This window comes from Kingella bonacorsii (assembly GCF_016623605.1).
GTDB classification, from domain to species: Bacteria; Pseudomonadota; Gammaproteobacteria; order Burkholderiales; family Neisseriaceae; genus Kingella_B; species Kingella_B oralis.
This window is the reverse complement of record NZ_JAEHNZ010000005.1, coordinates 88,855-105,765: the sequence shown is the minus strand read 5'-3', so window position 1 is coordinate 105,765 and position 16,911 is coordinate 88,855. Positions and strand designations below refer to the sequence as shown.

Genomic DNA, 16,911 nt, shown 5'->3' with positions numbered 1-16,911 from the left:
CTATTGTTCTAAACAGCATTGCGCCCGCCGTTTATAAACGCAGCTTAACACAGATTAGCAAAATACAAATCTGATTATAAAGCAAAATCATATTTTAGGCAGCCTGAAAATCACCGCCCGTTTACATTTTAAAACCATACCCAACCCGCCATAATTTGTTAAACTCGCACCCGTCAAATTAACCCCCGTTTACACGCCATGCCCCACATCAAAGCCCTTGCCGCCCTAGCCCTTGCCACGCTGCTAGCCGCCTGCACCAGCGCTCCGCCCGAAGCCGAGCTGCCCGCCAAACCCGCGCAAGACCCGCTGATGGAAATGCTGAACAACCGCCAAGCCGCAGCCGAGCCGCCATTTTTCAACCAAGCTGCCGCGCCCGTGGCGCAAACAGGCTTTCTTGCCAACCCCAATGTGCAAGCCTTTATCCAATACCAACACCAGCACAACGGCTTGCCGCTGGATTATCTGAACAACTTTTTCGCCCAAGTGAACTATCGCGGCAACCTAATCAACACCATGAACCGCCCCGCCACCACCCAGCCGTGGTACAAATTTGCCGCCAACAATTCAGGCAGCCTGAAAATCAGCGCAGGGCGAGCGTTCTACGCGCAAAACCGCGCCGCCATCGACCGCGCCGCGCAGCAATACGGCGTGCCCGCCGAGTTAATCGTTGCCATCATCGGCATAGAAACCCAATACGGCAAAAATTCAGGCAGCATCCGCGTTGCCGATTCACTCGCCACGCTGGCTTTTGACTACCCCCGCCGCGGCGCGTTTTTCCAAAAAGAATTGGGCGAATTTTTGCAACTCGCGCAACAAGAAAACCGCGACCCGTTCAGCTTCACAGGCAGCTTCGCCGGCGCGATGGGCATGCCGCAGTTTATGCCGTCCAGCTTTCGCCAATACGCCGTGGATTTTGACGGCGACCGCCAGCGCAACATTTGGAGCAGCATCCCCGATGTGGCCGCCTCCGTTGCCAACTACATGAAACAATACGGCTGGCAAACGGGCAAACCCATGCTCATCGGCGCAAACGTTGCCCAAGAAACCCCGCAAATCCAAGCCCTGCTCAACGAAAAAACCGCGCTCAACCACACCATTGGGCAGTTGCGCCAAATGGGCGTGCAGCCCTTGGGCAGCGTTGCCGACAGCGAACCCGCCCTACTCTATCGCCTAGAAACCGCCCCCAACCAATATCAATACTACATCGGGCTCAACAACTTCTACACCGTGTGGCACTACAACCACAGCCGAATGTATGTAACCGCCGTGTGCGATATTGCTAACGGCATGGGCGGCGGGTTGTGAGCGTATGTCGTGCGCCAAAGGCAGCCTGAAAACGCCATTTGGCGAAATGAAGCCCAAAAGGCAGCCTGAAACACCATTCAACATAACCATCACCATGAAACTCAACCGCCCCTTCAACACCCTAACTCTGGCCCAATACCGCCAAATCATCCCGCAACACGCCCGATACGCCGACTTCAACCCGCTCGCGCTCTACCGCTCCATATTGGAAAACCACAAACTCGGCGAAACCGAAAAGCAAGCCGTGTTAGCGTTGACAAAGCAATATTTCCCCAAGTTCTACGATTTTTTGCTGGTCAAAGATTTCAACACCTACGTCGCGCTTTCCCGCCTCGGCTTGCCGCCGCTTAGCGCCGCGCAGCAATGGGATTACAGCGAGCAACTGCGCGCCCAAGCCCGAAAAATCCTCGCCCGCAAACGCATCCGCAACTGGCGCGTGGGTGCGGAAACCAAATCGTGGCGGTTGACCGTCAGCCGCAAACATCCCGAGCAAGGCTTGCAGTGCGTGCAAATCATGACGCAAGCCAAGTCCAACAAAAACATCTGGCGTTCCAACCAAATCGTCCATCGCCAACACCGCAAGCATCAAGCAGCCGAATTACGCGAAATTTGGCAAGAATACGAATAACCCCAAGGCAGCCTGAAAAAGACAACCCCATGATTTACCTAAAAAACATCATCTACTACATCGTTCTCGCCCTCACCCTCCCCATCATGTTTCTCTGCGCCGTGCTTGCCGCGCCGTTCCCCAAAGGCGTGAACCGCGTGGGCAAAACGTGGACAGCCCTATTATTGTGGGTGTTAGAACACGTTGTTGGGCTGCGCTACGAAGTGCGTGGCAGAGAAAACATCCCCGCTGCGCCCGCCATCATCTGCTCCAAACACCAAAGCGGCTGGGAAACCTTTGCCCTGCAACAAATCTTCCCCTTGCAAACCTATGTTTTAAAGAAAGAATTGTTCCGCATCCCCTTTTTCGGCTGGGCGCTGAAACTGGGCGGCGCCATCGGCATTGACCGCAAAGCAGGCGCAGATGCCATGCGGATGCTGTCCGAACAAGGCTTAAAGCGCAAACAGCAAGGCTTGTGGATTGTCATCTTTCCCGAGGGCACGCGCGTGCCGGCAGGCGAACGCGGGCGCTACAAACTGGGCGGCGCGCGCATGGCAAAACTGTTTGAAATGGACATCGTGCCCGTTGCGCTCAACAGCGGCGAATTTTGGGCGAAAAACGCCATCTGGAAAAAACCAGGGGTGATTCAAGTGGTAATCGGCGAGCCAATTTCCTACCAAGCCGCCGAAAGCGAAGCCGATTTGATGCAGCTTTGCGAAGATTGGATTGAAGCGCGGCAAGCAGAAATTTCCAATGTGAAGCCCAAACAGGCAGCCTGAAAATTGGCGATAGCTCGTCGCCAAATGTGTTATTCAATAGGGCTTTGCTGCTCAGAACGATGTCGGCGAGCCTTTAATGTTCAATCGTTGCAGGTTTGACAACAGTATCAACCTGAAACGAATAAGGCAGCCTGAAAACAAGAAATACCCCGCCCCCCGTTTTCAGGCTGCCCTTACCCACCCAACCCATGATTCAAATCCACACCCTAGCCAACCACGCCCCCATCGCCCTACACATCAAACGCAACACCCAGCGCAACATCATCATCCGCGCCCGCGATGCCAGCAGCCTCAACCTCAGCATCCCCAAATGGTTCAGCCCTGCCCAACTGCAAAACTGGCTGCGCGACAACGAAGCCACGCTTATCCGCATCCTGCAACAAGCCCACGCCGCGCTGGCAGGGCAGCCTGAAACCCTGCCGCCCAGCATCCTGTTTACAGGTGCCCCCTACGCCCTGCGCCCCGCCCCCGTCGCCCAAATAGAACGCTGCGACCGTCAACGCCTTTTCAGGCTGCCGCAGCAATCCAACCCCGCCGAGCAACGCGATTTGCTGCGCCAACACCTGTTTCAGGCTGCCCATGCCGCCCTGCTGCCCAAACTCGCCGCCCACAGCCAACGCCTGCAACTCATCCCCGCCGCCATCAGCCTTACCCGCGCCAAAACCTTTTGGGGCGTATGTCGCGCGCGCACGGGCATCAAGCTCAACTGGCGGCTGATTTGCGCCCCCGAAAGCGTGCAAGACTATGTGTGCATCCACGAACTCTGCCACCTGCGCCACCCCAACCACAGCCGCGCCTTTTGGCAACTGGTGCAACGCCACAGCCCGCAAAGTCCCGCCGCCCAAGCATGGCTCAAACAACACGGCAAAACATTATTCGCACTTGGTTGATTTTGCGGCGAGTTTCCCCATATAGCACCAACGCGATAACGCCGCCACCGCTTATCGCCCCCCATCCCCATCAATCAAATATCCCAAGGCAGCCTGAAAAGCCGAAAAGGACACCTTAAAATGAACAAATCTCTTCTCTCCCTAACCATCCTCGCCGCCCTCGCCCTTGCCGCCTGTGGCGACAACACGCCCACTCCCCCCGCCGCATCCGAGCCGCCCAGCATCATCAAACAAACCGAGCCACCCAAAGCCGATGGCACAGTGGGCATGATGCTGCCCGATTTTGCCCAACTGGTTGCCCGCGAAGGCGGCGCAGTCGTTAATATCCAAGCCTCGCGCGAACGCGATGAAGACGACAACAACGGCAACGAAGACCCATTTATGGAATTTTTCAAACGGCTCACCCCCAACGCCCCCGACTTTTCCGAAGACGACAACGCCACCAGCGCCAACTTCGGCTCGGGCTTTATCATCAGCCCCGATGGCTACATCCTCACCAACACCCACGTCATCAAGGGCATGACCAACATCAAAGTAACCCTAAACGACAAACGTCAATACCCCGCCAAGCTCATCGGGCAAGACGAAAAATCCGACGTTGCCCTGCTTAAAATTGAAGCCAAAAACCTGCCCACCGTCAAAATCGGCAACCCCGACGAGCTGAGATCAGGCGAATGGGTGGCGGCTATTGGCGCACCGTTTGGCTTTGAAAACAGCGTTACCTCGGGCATCGTTTCCGCCAAAAACCGCACCCTGCCCGATGATGGCTATATGCCATTTATCCAAACCGATGTTGCCATCAACCCCGGCAATTCGGGCGGCCCGCTGTTCAACCTGAAAGGGCAAGTGGTTGGCATCAATTCGCAAATTTACAGCCGCAGCGGCGGCTTTATGGGCATCTCGTTCGCCATCCCGATTAACGTTGCCATGAACGTTGCCGACCAGCTTAAAGCCACAGGCAAAGTGGAACGCGGGCAACTGGGCGTGGTGATCCAAGAAGTCAGCTACGATTTAGCCAAAACCTTTGGGCTAGACAAAGCCACAGGCGCGCTGGTTGCCAAAGTGCTGGCAGGCAGCCCTGCAGAACGCGGCGGCTTAAAAGTGGGCGATATTATTCGCAGCGTGAACGGCAACGAAGTGCGCTCATCCAGCGATTTGCCGATGACCATCAGCTCGCTCAAACCCAACCAAACCGTAAAACTGGGTGTGTGGCGCAAAGGGCAGATGCTGGATGTAGAAATTAAGCTCGGCACGCAAAACGACATCGCCGCCAAATCCGAACGCCAAAGCAGCGACCGCGGCGATAATGTGGACGATTTCCAATTTGCCGCCGCAGGCTTAACGCTGATTGTGAACAGCAACGGCAATATTGTGGTGAGCAATGTGAAAGGCATCGCCGCCAACGCGGGCTTGCGCCGTGGCGACATTTTGCTGGAAGTAGCGGGCAAAGAAGTGCACAGCCAAGAAGAATTTAACGCCGCTATTGAGAGCGCAGGCAAAAACATCCCCTTGCTGGTGCAACGCGGCAGCAGCAATTTGTTTATGGCGTTGATTTTGCCCTAATCGCCTAACCGTTTTCAGGCTGCCTCATTGCAATATTAAGGCAGCCTGAAAACATGATTAAGCCATTTCAGGCTGCCTTTATCACATCGTGTTGCCCGCTTATTCATCCGCCCCAAAGGCAGCCTGAAAACTATCAACCCCATTATGCAACCCGCCTTAGAAAGGTATCCACCATGACCGAACAAAAACCCCTTATCGCTTTCCCCACCCACTTTGACCTCAAAATCATGGGCGCAGCCCACCCCGATTTTGCCAGCGAAATCCTAAAAACCATCCAGCAACACGCGCCGGACACCACCGAAGAGCACGTCAAAATCCGCCCCAGCTCCAAAGGCAACTATCTGGGCGCAACCGTAACCGTGTATGCCGAAAACCAAGAGCATCTGGACAACATCTATCGCGCGGTAACCTCGCATCCGATGGTGAAAGTGGTGTACTAAATCTCTTTTAGTAGGCAGTCTGAAATATGAAAATCAAGAATCTAGGCATGGTGGACTACGCCCCCACGTTTGAAGCCATGAAACAATTTAACGACCACCGCACGCTCAACACCGAAGATGAACTTTGGCTGGTGGAACACCCCCCCGTGTTCACGCAAGGCTTGGCGGGCAAACCCGAGCATTTGCTGTTTTCAGGCAGCATCCCCGTGGTGCAGATTGACCGCGGCGGGCAAATCACCTACCACGGACCGGGGCAAGTGGTCGTGTACACCATGATAGACTTCAAACGCCGCAAAACCAGCGTGCGCGCCATCGTTTCCGCGCTAGAAAACGCCATCATCGCCACCCTTGCCGAATACGGCATCGCCTCCGCCAACGACCCTGCCCGCCCCGGCGTGTATGTGGGCGCGCGCAAAATCGCCTCGCTCGGGCTGCGGATTAAAAACGGCTCGGTGTATCACGGCTTGGCGTTGAATGTGAACATGGATTTAGAGCCGTTCCACCAAATCAACCCCTGCGGCTATGCGGGGCTGGAAATGGCGCAGATTGCCGACTTTGTGCAGCCCTGCCCCGGCTGGGACGAAGTGGCGGAAAAATTGGCGGCGCATTTGGTGCGCGAGTTGGATGATGAAAAACTAAAACAATAAATTTCAGATTTCAGGCTGCCTTAACATGAACCATCTGCTTATAGATTTTGAAAACATCCAGCCCAACAATCTAGACAAACTGGACGACGAAAACACTCATATCTGGCTGTTTCTCGGTGCAAACCAGCAAAAAAGCATATCGTTGGAATTTTGCCAATCACTCTGCCGTTTTGGTAAAAACGTTCACTTTATTCGCGTAAAGAAAACGGGCAAAAACGCGCTGGATTTTTATTTGAGTTTTTATCTCGGAAAAATTACCGAACAAGATCCCGCTGCGCTGATTGGCATCTTGTCCAAAGATGGCGGCTACGATGTTTTAACCGAACACATTAAAGACAACCAACTCGCCCAAAACATTGCCCGCATAACCTGTTTAGACGAAATCCAAAGCCTGCCCCATGCCAAACAGCTTGAAAAACAGCAGCCTGAAAACGACCAAACCACACTACCTGCGCCCAACAACAGCTATTCCAGCAAAGACCTAGCTGCCGTATTACGCGCTCTGCGTGAACCTGCCGCATTTTTACCACGCCTTTACAACAATTTAGTCAACCGCATACAGCACATTATTTTGGCAGACCAATGGGCAAACTATTCCGCCGATATGCGCCAAGAAAACGCCGAGAAACTCGCTGCCGCCTTGTTGCGCAAAGGCTTGATTAGCCAAGAAGCAGATGGATTGCTACGCTACCACCTAGATGCAGACTTCATACTCAACCGCGTGCAAGAACGTGTGTTAGCCAATAAAGCCTCTACTGTTGAAAAACTAAGCAACGTGATACGCAGCAGCCTATTGAGCTTTGCCATAGAAAGCAGCGCAGCAGATATTCAGCAATTTATTGAAAACTTGGTTAAACAAAATCTCATCAAAATCCAACAAAACAAAATCAGCTACGCCCCATTTAGGCAGCCTGAAAAGCCAAAAGCCTATCAACCCGAAACCGCTGCATGGCAGAAAATTACCCAACTATTAAGCAAAACCAACCGCCCAAACAAATTAAGCGGGCTACGCAATTTATTAAAATCACAAGAGAAATCACTCAATTTAAAAACTGGCGAGACCGAGCAAATCATTGCTTATTTGCAAAGCAAAAACCGCATTCAAATCAACAACGAAAAAATCATCTATCTATCATGACCCCCACCCACCACACCGTCCTTATCACCGGCGGCGCAACCGGCATCGGCTTTGCGCTGGCAAAAAAATTCCACAGCGCAGGCAACCGCGTGATACTCGTGGGCAGGCGCGAAGAAGCCTTGCGCCAAGCCGCCGGCCAGCTTTCAGGCTGCCTCATCGCCGTTGCCGATGTGTCGCAAGAAACCGACCGCGAACGCCTTGTGCGCGATTTTCCCGATGTCAGCATCTTGGTGAACAACGCGGGCGTGCAGTTCACCCAGCCTTTTGCCACGCAAACGGCAGAGCAAATCGCCCAAGAAATCAACATTAACCTCACCGCGCCCGCCCAGCTCACGCTCGCCTTTCTGCCGATTTTGACCGCGCAGCGCGAAGCCGCCGTGGTCAATGTGTCCTCAGGCTTGGCGATTGTGCCCAAAGAAACCTGCGCCGTGTATTGCGCCAGCAAAGCCGCGCTGCACAGTTTCAGCCAAACCCTGCGCTGGCAGCTGGAAAACAGCCCCGTGCGCGTGTTTGAACTGATGCCGCCGATGGTCGCCACGCCCATGTCGCAAGGCAAAGGGCACGCCCACCTCAAAATCTCGCCCGACGAATTGGCAAACGAATTTTGGCGCGACTTCCAGCGCAACCACTACGAAATCATGGGCGGCAAAACCAAGCTGCTCTATTGGCTCAACCGCCTCTCCAACACGCTGGCGCAACGCATCATGCGAAAAGGTTTATAATCGCCGCTTTTGGTTTAAGGCAGCCTGAAAACAGGTTTACCCAGCCGCAACCCCTTTCACGACAACAAAATCCTTCATTCCCTGTTTTCAGGCAGCCTGAAAACGCCACCCACACAGAAAGCAGAGCCATGCCCACCGAAACCACCAACCCGCTAGACAACGCCAAAGGCGTGAAACACAAAGGCGCAAGCAAAACCGCCCGCATCCCCATCAAAGTCGTTCCGCTGGAAGAAAAAATCAAAAAACCCGCTTGGATTAAAGCCAAAATCCCCACGGGCAAAAAATTCTTTGAAATTAAAGACATCCTGCGCACGCAAAAAATGCACACCGTGTGCGAAGAAGCCAGCTGCCCCAACATCGGCGAATGTTTCAGCTACGGCACCGCCACCTTTATGATTATGGGCGACATCTGCACCCGCCGCTGCCCGTTCTGCGACGTGGGTCACGGCCGCCCCAACGAGTTGGACAAAGACGAACCGAAAAACCTCGCCGAATCCGTTGCCGCCATGGGCTTGCGCTATGTGGTGATTACCTCGGTGGACAGGGACGATTTGCGCGACGGCGGCGCACAACACTTTGCCGATTGCATCAACGAAATCCGCAAAACCAGCCCCAACACCAAAATTGAAATTCTGGTGCCCGATTTCCGCGGCCGCTTAGACATCGCGTTGGAAATTCTGGCGAAAAATCCACCCGATGTGATGAACCACAATCTGGAAACACACCCCCGCCTTTACAAACAAGCACGCCCGGGCGCGGACTACAAACACTCGCTGGAACTCTTGCGCCGCTACCGCGAAATGATGCCGCACATCCCCACCAAATCGGGCATTATGGTGGGCTTGGGCGAAACCGACGACGAAGTGCGCGAAATCATGCGCGATATGCGTGCCAACAATATTGAGATGATTACCGTGGGGCAATATTTGCAGCCATCCAACAGCCATTTGCCTGTGCTGCGCTACGTTACCCCCGAGCAGTTCAAACAGTTTGAAAAAGAAGCCTACGCCATGGGTTTTACCAACGCCGCAATCGGCGCCATGGTGCGCAGTTCATACCACGCCGATATGCAGGCGCATGATGTGCTGGAAGAGCAAAAGCATAAGGGCGGGTGCGGGCATCACTAATCCATCACTAATCTCGCGTGAACACAAAAAGGCAGCCTAAAAACGCTTCAACACGTTTTCAGGCTGCCTATCCGTTCACGCCCTATTTAAACTGCTTGGACACATCCAAAAACACCCGATGGTTGTCGTATTTATAATAAAAATGGTTGCTGTCCACGTGCGACCACCTCCAATTCAAACGCGGCTCAAACCCGCGCCATACCAGTTTTTTATGCGACAGCGACAAGCGCATGAAATACTCTTCCTCGCTGCGCTTGATATTGAAAAAATCCGCCCCGCGATACTTGCGCTTTTGCACGCTGCCATGCAGCGCAGTGGTCAGATTATGCCCGCTGCCCCATTGCCGGTTCCAGCCCAAGCCCAAATTGCCAATTTTTCTCATAAGGAAAATTCTAACTTAAACAGGGTTTCCTGAGTTATCTAGGATAGTCTCTTACTATCTTACTAAATTAAGGAAACGTTTCAACATATAGCCGCCCGAAGGCGGCTGCAATATCATCTTGCGTATAAGTCGCTGCGTTGCCATGTTTCAACACACAGCCGCCCGAAGGCGGCTGGGGTTGCGTAGTGTTAGCAATCAATCCTACTTGCGGTTTCAACACACAGCCGCCCGAAGGCGGCTGGGTTTCCAGCGAAAACGCGCCTTTTGCCAACGCGATGTTTCAACACACAGCCGCCCGAAGGCGGCTGGGCGATTTGCGAGCGTTAGAAAACGTGTTATTTGCAGTTTCAACACACAGCCGCCCGAAGGCGGCTGGCAATATTTAACTTAATCATTTTCAATCCCATTATAGTTTCAACACACAGCCGCCCGAAGGCGGCTGGCGAGTATTTGTTGAGTTATGGCGTTATGGACAAGTTTCAACACACAGCCGCCCGAAGGCGGCTGGCAAGATTTAAAATTAGTGTATAATGTGAAACATGGTTTCAACACACAGCCGCCCGAAGGCGGCTGGTGGACAATACCATTTTACATTTAAAACCTTGTGGGTTTCAACACACAGCCGCCCGAAGGCGGCTGGTGTATTGTCCCTATGCGCCGACCTGAATATGCCAAGTTTCAACACACAGCCGCCCGAAGGCGGCTGGAGCCTCTCTCAAAAGCCTTGCTCCATCAGGTTTCGCAGCCCCGAGTTCGCTAAGCTCCCAAGAAAAGCGCGTGCGCGAGTATAACACAGCCTTTTCCGTTACACCCGCATTCGCAATATCCTGATTGTTAAAGAACAATCCCAATTCGCCAACCCTGCCGCATTTTCATGAGAACCGCAGGTTGGCGATTCACACAATCAACGTATCCTTAAACACATCCACCGCCGGTTTCGCGCCGTGGTGTTCCACTTTGCGCCGCCATTTGCTGCCTAAATGGTAAAAGCGCAGGCTGTCGGTTTCAGGGTTGTAGGTTTTCAAGAGTTTGTCTTTTAAAACAACCCACTGGTCGGGTGCGATGTCGCATTCGAACACTGAATACTGCACGCGCACGCCGTAGTCCAGACACAATTTCGCCACGCGCCGCAACCTTGCCTGTCCTTCCGCGTCTTCCAGCGAAATATCGTAAGTAATCAGCATCAGCATTTTGTATTCCCATGTGCAGGCTGCTTTAGAGGTCGTCTGAAAACATCCAACCCGTTTTCAGGCAGCCTGCAAACCTATCTCATCAAAAACGGTGGATATTCCGCCAAATCCCCGCGCAAATGGCGCGCCAGCAGCATTGCCTGAATATACGGCAGTAGCCCGATTTCCACTTCCTCCCCCAAAAACGGATGAACGATTTTTTCCTGCTTTTTCGCCTGCAAAGCTTGGAACAACAGCTTCCTCGCATCCACTTTCAAACTTACCGCACCACTTGCTTCGGCAACAAAATCATGTGGTTTGAGTTGTCCACGGTTAATTAGCGACAGCACCAGCCTGTCCGCCCACCACGCGCGGAATTCTTCCAAAATATCCTGCGCCAAACTGTCGCGCCCCGGTCGGTCGGCGTGCAGAAAGCCCACCTGCGGATCCAGCCCCACGCCTTGCAGCGCGCCGCTGATGTCCTTACCCAGAATGCTGTACACAAACGACAACAGCGCATTCACCCCGTCTCTGGGCGGACGACGGTTGCGCCCGTCAAAAGAAAAGCCGCTTTTTTCGCTCAAAAGCTGCCCAAATACGCCAAAATAACGCGCCGCCGCATCCCCCTCAATGCCGCGCACCACGTCCAGCTCCGCCGCGCTCTTCAACTGCCGCAGCGAAATGTTCAAAGAATCCACCGCACTTTGAATTGCCGCATTCTCGCCGTAATTGCGAATCTGCCGCTGAAGCACCCGCTTACTCGCCTGAATCTTCGCCGCAATGATATTGCGCGCAATCGGCACAGGATTTTGCTCCGACACCCGATACTGCGCCCGACGCAACAGCACATTACCGCTCTGCCGCCCCTGAAGTCGCCCCAAATAACGCCCATTTTCCGTAAAAAACGCCAAATTCACATTATTTTCGCCACAAAACCCCAACAAAAACGGCGACACCAGCACATTACCAAAACAGAAAATATGCCCGATGGAATGCACCGGCAACTGCGCCACCTTCTTGCGCTCCTGCTCCACCACCAGCGTCTCCCGCTCTTTATGCAGATAGCTGCCTTGGGTGGTGATGTAGAGCGTGTTTTGTAGTTTGCGCATGGGAAAATTCCTTGGGGTTTGACCACACTTTTTTGGGTATTTAACAGGGTTGATCCACCTGAAAAACGGTAGGTCGGATTCTCGAATCCGACATTTTCAAAATTACCGCAACAATTTCAAATCATATAAATATCAAAGTAGTTGTCGGATACAAGTATCTGACCTACACAAACTACACTTTGGGAATTGATTAAGTTGGGCTACCTGAAAATGGTACTAACTCATACTTATTTCCATCCCATAACTTAAACTCCAAAAATTTTGGCTTGCCCTCTTCTGTTAAATCAAACTTAGTAACTTCAATAGAAACATAATTTTTATTATTTTTTAATAAGCTATTTGCCAAATCAAAAATGGTTTTAGCAATATGTTGCGTATACGAAGTATGGCCTATACCATAACCTGCTAAAGTTTGCCCCAAATTAAAAGGCATATAAGTACTACCATCATCTAGTGTTATGGCACCATTGATATTTGAATTCCTATAAGACTTTATATCTTTTGTATCTGAAATAGTTGGAGATATATCAATCATATTCTCTACTTTACAATGACTAATGAGATTCGGTTTTTCCTTGTGAATAATTTCTAAAACATCTTTTTCATACCAAATATCTCCATATCCTTTTCCATGCTGTTTACTAACAACAAAAAATACCTCACTATCCGTTACAAGCCCCAAAGCAATTTCACCAGTCCTCTCAATAAAATCATTTTTTACCATTTCTCCAAGGTGGAAATGCTTAATACCAAAATTATCTAACATCCCATCAACTGAATTAGCAATGATTGATGACTTACTTAAATAAGCATTAACATCTTCTCCATTAATTAATTTTTCTTTTAATCTATCAAAGCCTTTTTTATTTTCGGGAGAAATAGAAAATTGCTTAGATAAAATAACATTTCTGGGTTTGGCAATTACTAATTTCGAACGATAATTAAGATATTGTATAAAATATGGAACTTCTCCAGATTCATCATAATCAATATTCTCTTTTATAAATTTATCTTTTGCCCAATTATTTACTATTAAAAGAGCATCATTATAAGTAAATTTCATTGATTTTTTGTGCATAATTTAAAATCCTATATTGTATTAATATTCCCCAAACAACCCCTCCACATACCTCACACTCCTATCCCGTTTCCCCAACAATTCCGGCTGGCAGATTTCCACCAGCGAGCAGGCTTTGCAGCGTTTACCGTAGTCGGGCGGCGGGGTTTGGCCGCTTTTTAAAAGTTCGCGCACGGCGGCGATGGTGGCGAGTGTTTGGGCGCGCAGGTCGTCTGAAAACACAACGGGGACGCGGTGGCGGGTTTGCATATACCACAGCGCGCCCTCAGAGACGGTTTGCCCCGTCATTTCTTCCAAACACAAGCCTTGGGCGCAAAGCTGGATTTCGTCCATCGGATCGGGTTTGGGCTTGCCGCGTTTGTATTCCACGGGTTTCAGACGGCCTGTTTTCGTTTCCACTTCCACCAAATCCAACACGCCGCTGATGCCCAGTTTCTCCGCCGACACATGTACCGTCCGCTCAAAGCGCACGCCCTTGCGCGTTTCCGGCTCACCCGAATCCACCCGCTCGTGCAGCGCCTTGCCCTGTGCGGTCAGATAGTTCTCCGCCCACGCCTGCTCGTTGTGAATCAAGGCGCATTGGCGCGGGCAGAAGGCGTAGTGTTGCAGGGCTGAAAGGGGAATCAGGCGCGTGTCCTGATTTTCCCCTTGGGTTTTGGTTAAAAGTGCGGTCATTTTCAGCCTAATTTACGCAGCAGCTTGGTTTCGCCAAGATTTTGATCGTCTACCCTGACAAGGTAATCGTCAAAACTCCTTGCTACTTCCACACCATCTTTTTTGGCTATCTGAATGCGTTTGAACAGACTATCAGCAGGTACGTCGCCCAAGCTGCCGCTGTGCTCAAACACATAAAGCCCGCGTGCATTCATTTGTCCGCGTGCGGCGGAATGGTCGTGGTCGAACATATTGACAAGTGCCTGCCAAAACAGCTCTAAATCGTTTTCGGAAAAGCCTGTTTGTTTGGCGAAATGGGCAGAAATGAAGCCGTGGCAGCGGTATAGGCCGTAGGGGACGGTGAATTTGCGCCCCATGGTGCGGTTGTCGCCGGTTTCACTGGCATCTTTTTCGTTGGTAACCGCCATGCGGGTAATGCTGTGTTCCAAGGTCATGATGGGATCGATAGAGCGAGAAAAAGTCAGTTGCACGGGACCGCGCACTTGTCCTGCATTTTTGCCGGTAGTCATCACTGCGCCGAATGTGCGGATGTCGTAATAACGGCTGCACATGTATTGGCGAGCAGCTTCGGTTTTCTCGCCTTTTTCTTTGCCTTTTACGTTTTCCTGCTCGTGGGCTTCGTCAATCAGGTTGTTCAAAATGCCTTTTTCGCGGATAAAGATATCGTGATGCTCGTCATTTTGGGTCATTTGGATAAAGTTGCGAACCTTGCGTTTTAAACAAACATCGGTTACCAAACCTTCGCCGGTTTGCGGGTCGATACGCGGCAGGTTGCCTGCATCGGGGTCGCCGTTGGGATTACCGTCTTGCACGTCAAATAAAAAGACAAAGTCGTAGCGTTTTTCAATAGTCATAGCGTTTGCTCCTTAGGCGGTTTTTGCTTCGTTAAACAGGTTTTTCAATGCATCTTTGGTGAACAGGAATTGGGTTTCGTGGTAGTAACCGATGGCGAATAGGCCTTGCTGTTCCAAATTCAGATGGTTGGGAAATTTCTGACAATGTTCCAAAATCTGGCGGATTTCCCATTGCAGTTGCACAGCACGACCTTCAAATTCCAGTTTGTTCAAATGGTGCGGCAGCAGGCGCATCAATGTGCCGAATACGGCAATCGGCGTGCTGCTTGCCGAACCGAAATAGCGGTCGGCAATGGTGGCGTTCAAGCCGGGATTGGCTTCGGCCTGTGTTTTTTCCAGCACGGCAAACAGCCGCCCCAGCACGTAGCCGATGTCTTGGCGGTTTCTATCTAAGCTCATAGTTAGCTCCTTCATGTTTTTCAGACGACCCGCGCGGATTGCGCGATTGATATAGGCTTTAAGCAAACTTGCCCTGCCATAAGTAATTTTCTGTTCCGCTTTATTACGCCGTAAAGCAGCCTGCAACAGGCTGACGGGTAAAACGCGGTTGTTAAGTGCGGCATCTGTTACTTGGGCGATTAGATCGGACGGCAGGTTTTCCATTTTGCCGTCCAACACCAAATTGCCCAGCAGGCGCGGCAACGGCATATATTCGGGGTATGGCGAGTTTTCGCCACGCACCATCTGCAAATCGTCATACCACGCAGCAATGCTTTCGGATAAGGCGGCAACAGTGGTTTCATGCCAAAAGCGGACGACAATCCGCGCGGAATTAGGAGACAAGCCTAAAAGGTAGAATTTTTCTTTGCCGTCTGGTTTTGTATATTTGCCGTTGTACAGGCTTTTATAAAGAGTTTTGACAGCATCGATATGCTCATCGGGATTGTCTTTACCGCCCCCGTTAATCATCGAAGCAAGACTCTCTTCCAACGGAGTCGGTTTCGCGCCCCAACATACAGTCGTTACATCGCCGATACGGAAGCGGTTTTCACAGGCAAGCAGGGTATTCAAGGCGGTGGTGTATTCGAACATGGCTTGCTTACCAACTGGAAATGCAAACCCCTGTTTCTTACCATAGGAATGAAATGCTGTACTTCCCTTATCAACCGCACAAAAAGGTGTTGGTTGTTTATGAATACCAGAAATTTGATGATGTTTACGAGCAACCAGTGTTTTTTTGCCTGTTATAAGACAGATTCCCTCTTTGAAATCATCCGTTTCTTCATTATTATCAGAAGAGACGGACAAATAATCCTGAACCATTTTAGATTGGCAAACCAAATCCACCGCTTCTTCTACCAATCGGAAGCTGAGATTGCAGCCTTTGACTTTGGCACATTCCACCCAATTGGTAGCCTGCATGACTTTGCTTTTTTCTTCCGCAGAAGACAAAAAGGCAGCAACTGCGGTAACACCTGCATCATCAGGCAGCACCTGTTTTAATTCGTTTACTTTGGCAGTAAAGCTGGCATGCTGTTTATCCGCCTGCTCCTGCCCTTTTTCTCCGGCATAGGCAAGCACATAACCGTAGTGATCCCACAATAAATTGCTTACTTCGTAGGATTTTGAACCGCTCCTGCCTAAACCTTTCGGCACCAAAAAAGTGCGGCCAACTTTCTTCTTACCTTTCAGCTCACGGGTATCTTCCAGCTGAATAAAATTACCCTGTTTGTCTATAACAATAATGAACGGGATTTCTTTGTTTTCAAACCCTTCCGGGGCAACACCACCATCGCTTTCGGCTTTGCGTTGGTAGTATTGGGTGAGTGCGTGCAGAATCATCGTTTCACCTCCTCGCTATTAGCTGGGGGTACGGTAATTACGCCATTTATCGCTTTGCATTGGTAAAACATGGGTTCGGCGTTATTGGAATCGCGCGGGTCGGATTTGCTGAAATCCATGTCGTACAGCATAAAGCCGAAATCTTGGGTGATGTCTTCGCGCGGCAAACCGTCTTCAACCTTTTCAAGCAGCCTGAAATGGCAGGGAAACTCTCGGCAACCCAAATAAGGCTGATGAAAATACTGCCCTTTTTTTGCGCGCCGTTTGAACATTTCGGCAAATTTGACGTAGTTGTCGCCCTCGCCTGCTTCATTTGTCATGTCAAAATCGGCGTGGATGCGATAGGCAACGTCTTTCAGCAGCATGGATGCGCGCTGCTGACGGTTGTCTTCAATATAGAGCGAGCCGCTGCGTTCACTCATTTTGGTTCCCACTTCGTTACGGCGGATGTTCGTCCACTTAATCGGTTTTAGGATTTCTATCTTCAAGACTCGCCAGCGGATTGCCGGCTTCCACAATATCGCCATTAGGATGTTTCTGGCGGCAGACGGTGTGATAACGGGGTAGCTTACCCTCTCCACCTTAAGCTCGGGCCTGGTGAAGCATGCCAAATCACCGCTGATTTCTAGGATAAAACTCATATC

General features: G+C 51.2%; 18 protein-coding genes and 1 CRISPR repeat array. Of the genes, 10 read left to right on the top strand and 8 right to left on the bottom strand.

What is annotated here, in order from left to right:
* Nucleotides 1–198 precede the first annotated feature (198 nt).
* From mltB to lipA, 10 genes are all read left to right on the top strand, one after another.
* Nucleotides 199–1,305, top strand: coding sequence for a lytic murein transglycosylase B (gene mltB / locus JDW22_RS12435; RefSeq protein WP_200523301.1), 1,107 nt, complete (start codon nt 199–201; stop codon nt 1,303–1,305).
* A 4-nt stretch (nt 1,306–1,309) separates the two neighbouring features.
* The gene (locus JDW22_RS12430; RefSeq protein WP_200523300.1) at nt 1,310–1,933 is read left to right on the top strand and encodes a hypothetical protein; all 624 of its coding nucleotides are present in this window, start codon (nt 1,310–1,312) and stop codon (nt 1,931–1,933) included.
* A gap of 29 nt (nt 1,934–1,962) precedes the next feature.
* Entirely contained in the window at nt 1,963–2,691 is a 729-nt protein-coding gene (locus JDW22_RS12425; protein ID WP_200523299.1) for a lysophospholipid acyltransferase family protein, read from the top strand.
* Nucleotides 2,692–2,879: 188 nt separating this feature from the next.
* Entirely contained in the window at nt 2,880–3,581 is a 702-nt protein-coding gene (locus tag JDW22_RS12420; RefSeq protein ID WP_200523298.1) for a M48 family metallopeptidase, read from the top strand.
* Between the two features lie 120 nt (nt 3,582–3,701).
* Nucleotides 3,702–5,144, top strand: coding sequence for a DegQ family serine endoprotease (locus JDW22_RS12415; protein ID WP_200523297.1), 1,443 nt, complete (start codon nt 3,702–3,704; stop codon nt 5,142–5,144).
* A 173-nt stretch (nt 5,145–5,317) separates the two neighbouring features.
* Nucleotides 5,318–5,584, top strand: coding sequence for a YbeD family protein (locus JDW22_RS12410; protein ID WP_003797724.1), 267 nt, complete (start codon nt 5,318–5,320; stop codon nt 5,582–5,584).
* A gap of 26 nt (nt 5,585–5,610) precedes the next feature.
* Nucleotides 5,611–6,231, top strand: a complete 621-nt coding sequence (gene lipB, locus JDW22_RS12405) for a lipoyl(octanoyl) transferase LipB (protein ID WP_200523296.1) — start codon at nt 5,611–5,613, stop codon at nt 6,229–6,231.
* Between the two features lie 25 nt (nt 6,232–6,256).
* Nucleotides 6,257–7,369 carry a PIN domain-containing protein gene (locus JDW22_RS12400; protein WP_200523295.1) on the top strand — a complete coding sequence of 371 codons (1,113 nt, stop codon included), beginning with the start codon at nt 6,257–6,259 and terminating at the stop codon, nt 7,367–7,369.
* On the top strand, nt 7,366–8,091 hold the full coding sequence (locus JDW22_RS12395; protein WP_200523294.1) for an SDR family oxidoreductase: 726 nt from the start codon (nt 7,366–7,368) through the stop codon (nt 8,089–8,091). The genes JDW22_RS12400 and JDW22_RS12395 overlap by 4 nt, the downstream gene beginning before the upstream one ends.
* Nucleotides 8,092–8,219: 128 nt before the next feature.
* Nucleotides 8,220–9,218 (top strand): lipoyl synthase, encoded by a 999-nt coding sequence (gene lipA / locus JDW22_RS12390; RefSeq protein ID WP_200523293.1) that lies wholly within the window; start codon nt 8,220–8,222, stop codon nt 9,216–9,218.
* Between the two features lie 82 nt (nt 9,219–9,300).
* Here lipA and JDW22_RS12385 read toward each other — a convergent pair whose 3' ends face one another.
* The 8 genes from JDW22_RS12385 to cas5c all read right to left on the bottom strand — a co-directional run bounded on the left by JDW22_RS12385 (nt 9,301) and on the right by cas5c (nt 16,908).
* Nucleotides 9,301–9,600, bottom strand: coding sequence for a surface lipoprotein assembly modifier (locus tag JDW22_RS12385; protein ID WP_235965509.1), 300 nt, complete (start codon nt 9,598–9,600; stop codon nt 9,301–9,303).
* Between the two features lie 77 nt (nt 9,601–9,677).
* Nucleotides 9,678–10,307: a CRISPR direct-repeat array (repeat unit 32 nt; unit sequence GTTTCAACACACAGCCGCCCGAAGGCGGCTGG).
* A 189-nt stretch (nt 10,308–10,496) separates the two neighbouring features.
* Nucleotides 10,497–10,790 carry a CRISPR-associated endonuclease Cas2 gene (gene cas2, locus JDW22_RS12380; RefSeq protein WP_003685729.1) on the bottom strand — a complete coding sequence of 98 codons (294 nt, stop codon included), beginning with the start codon at nt 10,788–10,790 and terminating at the stop codon, nt 10,497–10,499.
* A gap of 74 nt (nt 10,791–10,864) precedes the next feature.
* Nucleotides 10,865–11,878, bottom strand: a complete 1,014-nt coding sequence (cas1c, locus tag JDW22_RS12375; RefSeq protein WP_009311475.1) for a type I-C CRISPR-associated endonuclease Cas1c — start codon at nt 11,876–11,878, stop codon at nt 10,865–10,867.
* A 190-nt stretch (nt 11,879–12,068) separates the two neighbouring features.
* Nucleotides 12,069–12,956 carry a hypothetical protein gene (locus JDW22_RS12370; protein WP_009311474.1) on the bottom strand — a complete coding sequence of 296 codons (888 nt, stop codon included), beginning with the start codon at nt 12,954–12,956 and terminating at the stop codon, nt 12,069–12,071.
* 21 nt (nt 12,957–12,977) lie between these two features.
* Nucleotides 12,978–13,631, bottom strand: a complete 654-nt coding sequence (cas4, locus tag JDW22_RS12365) for a CRISPR-associated protein Cas4 (RefSeq protein WP_009311473.1) — start codon at nt 13,629–13,631, stop codon at nt 12,978–12,980.
* Nucleotides 13,632–13,633: 2 nt separating this feature from the next.
* The gene (gene cas7c / locus JDW22_RS12360) at nt 13,634–14,485 is read right to left on the bottom strand and encodes a type I-C CRISPR-associated protein Cas7/Csd2 (protein ID WP_009311472.1); all 852 of its coding nucleotides are present in this window, start codon (nt 14,483–14,485) and stop codon (nt 13,634–13,636) included.
* Between the two features lie 12 nt (nt 14,486–14,497).
* Complete coding sequence (gene cas8c / locus JDW22_RS12355) at nt 14,498–16,267, bottom strand: type I-C CRISPR-associated protein Cas8c/Csd1 (RefSeq protein ID WP_200523292.1); 1,770 nt, start codon at nt 16,265–16,267, stop codon at nt 14,498–14,500.
* A complete protein-coding gene (gene cas5c, locus JDW22_RS12350; protein ID WP_101755121.1) occupies nt 16,264–16,908 on the bottom strand; it encodes a type I-C CRISPR-associated protein Cas5c in 645 nt (214 codons plus the stop codon). The genes cas8c and cas5c overlap by 4 nt, the downstream gene beginning before the upstream one ends.
* Nucleotides 16,909–16,911 lie beyond the last annotated feature (3 nt).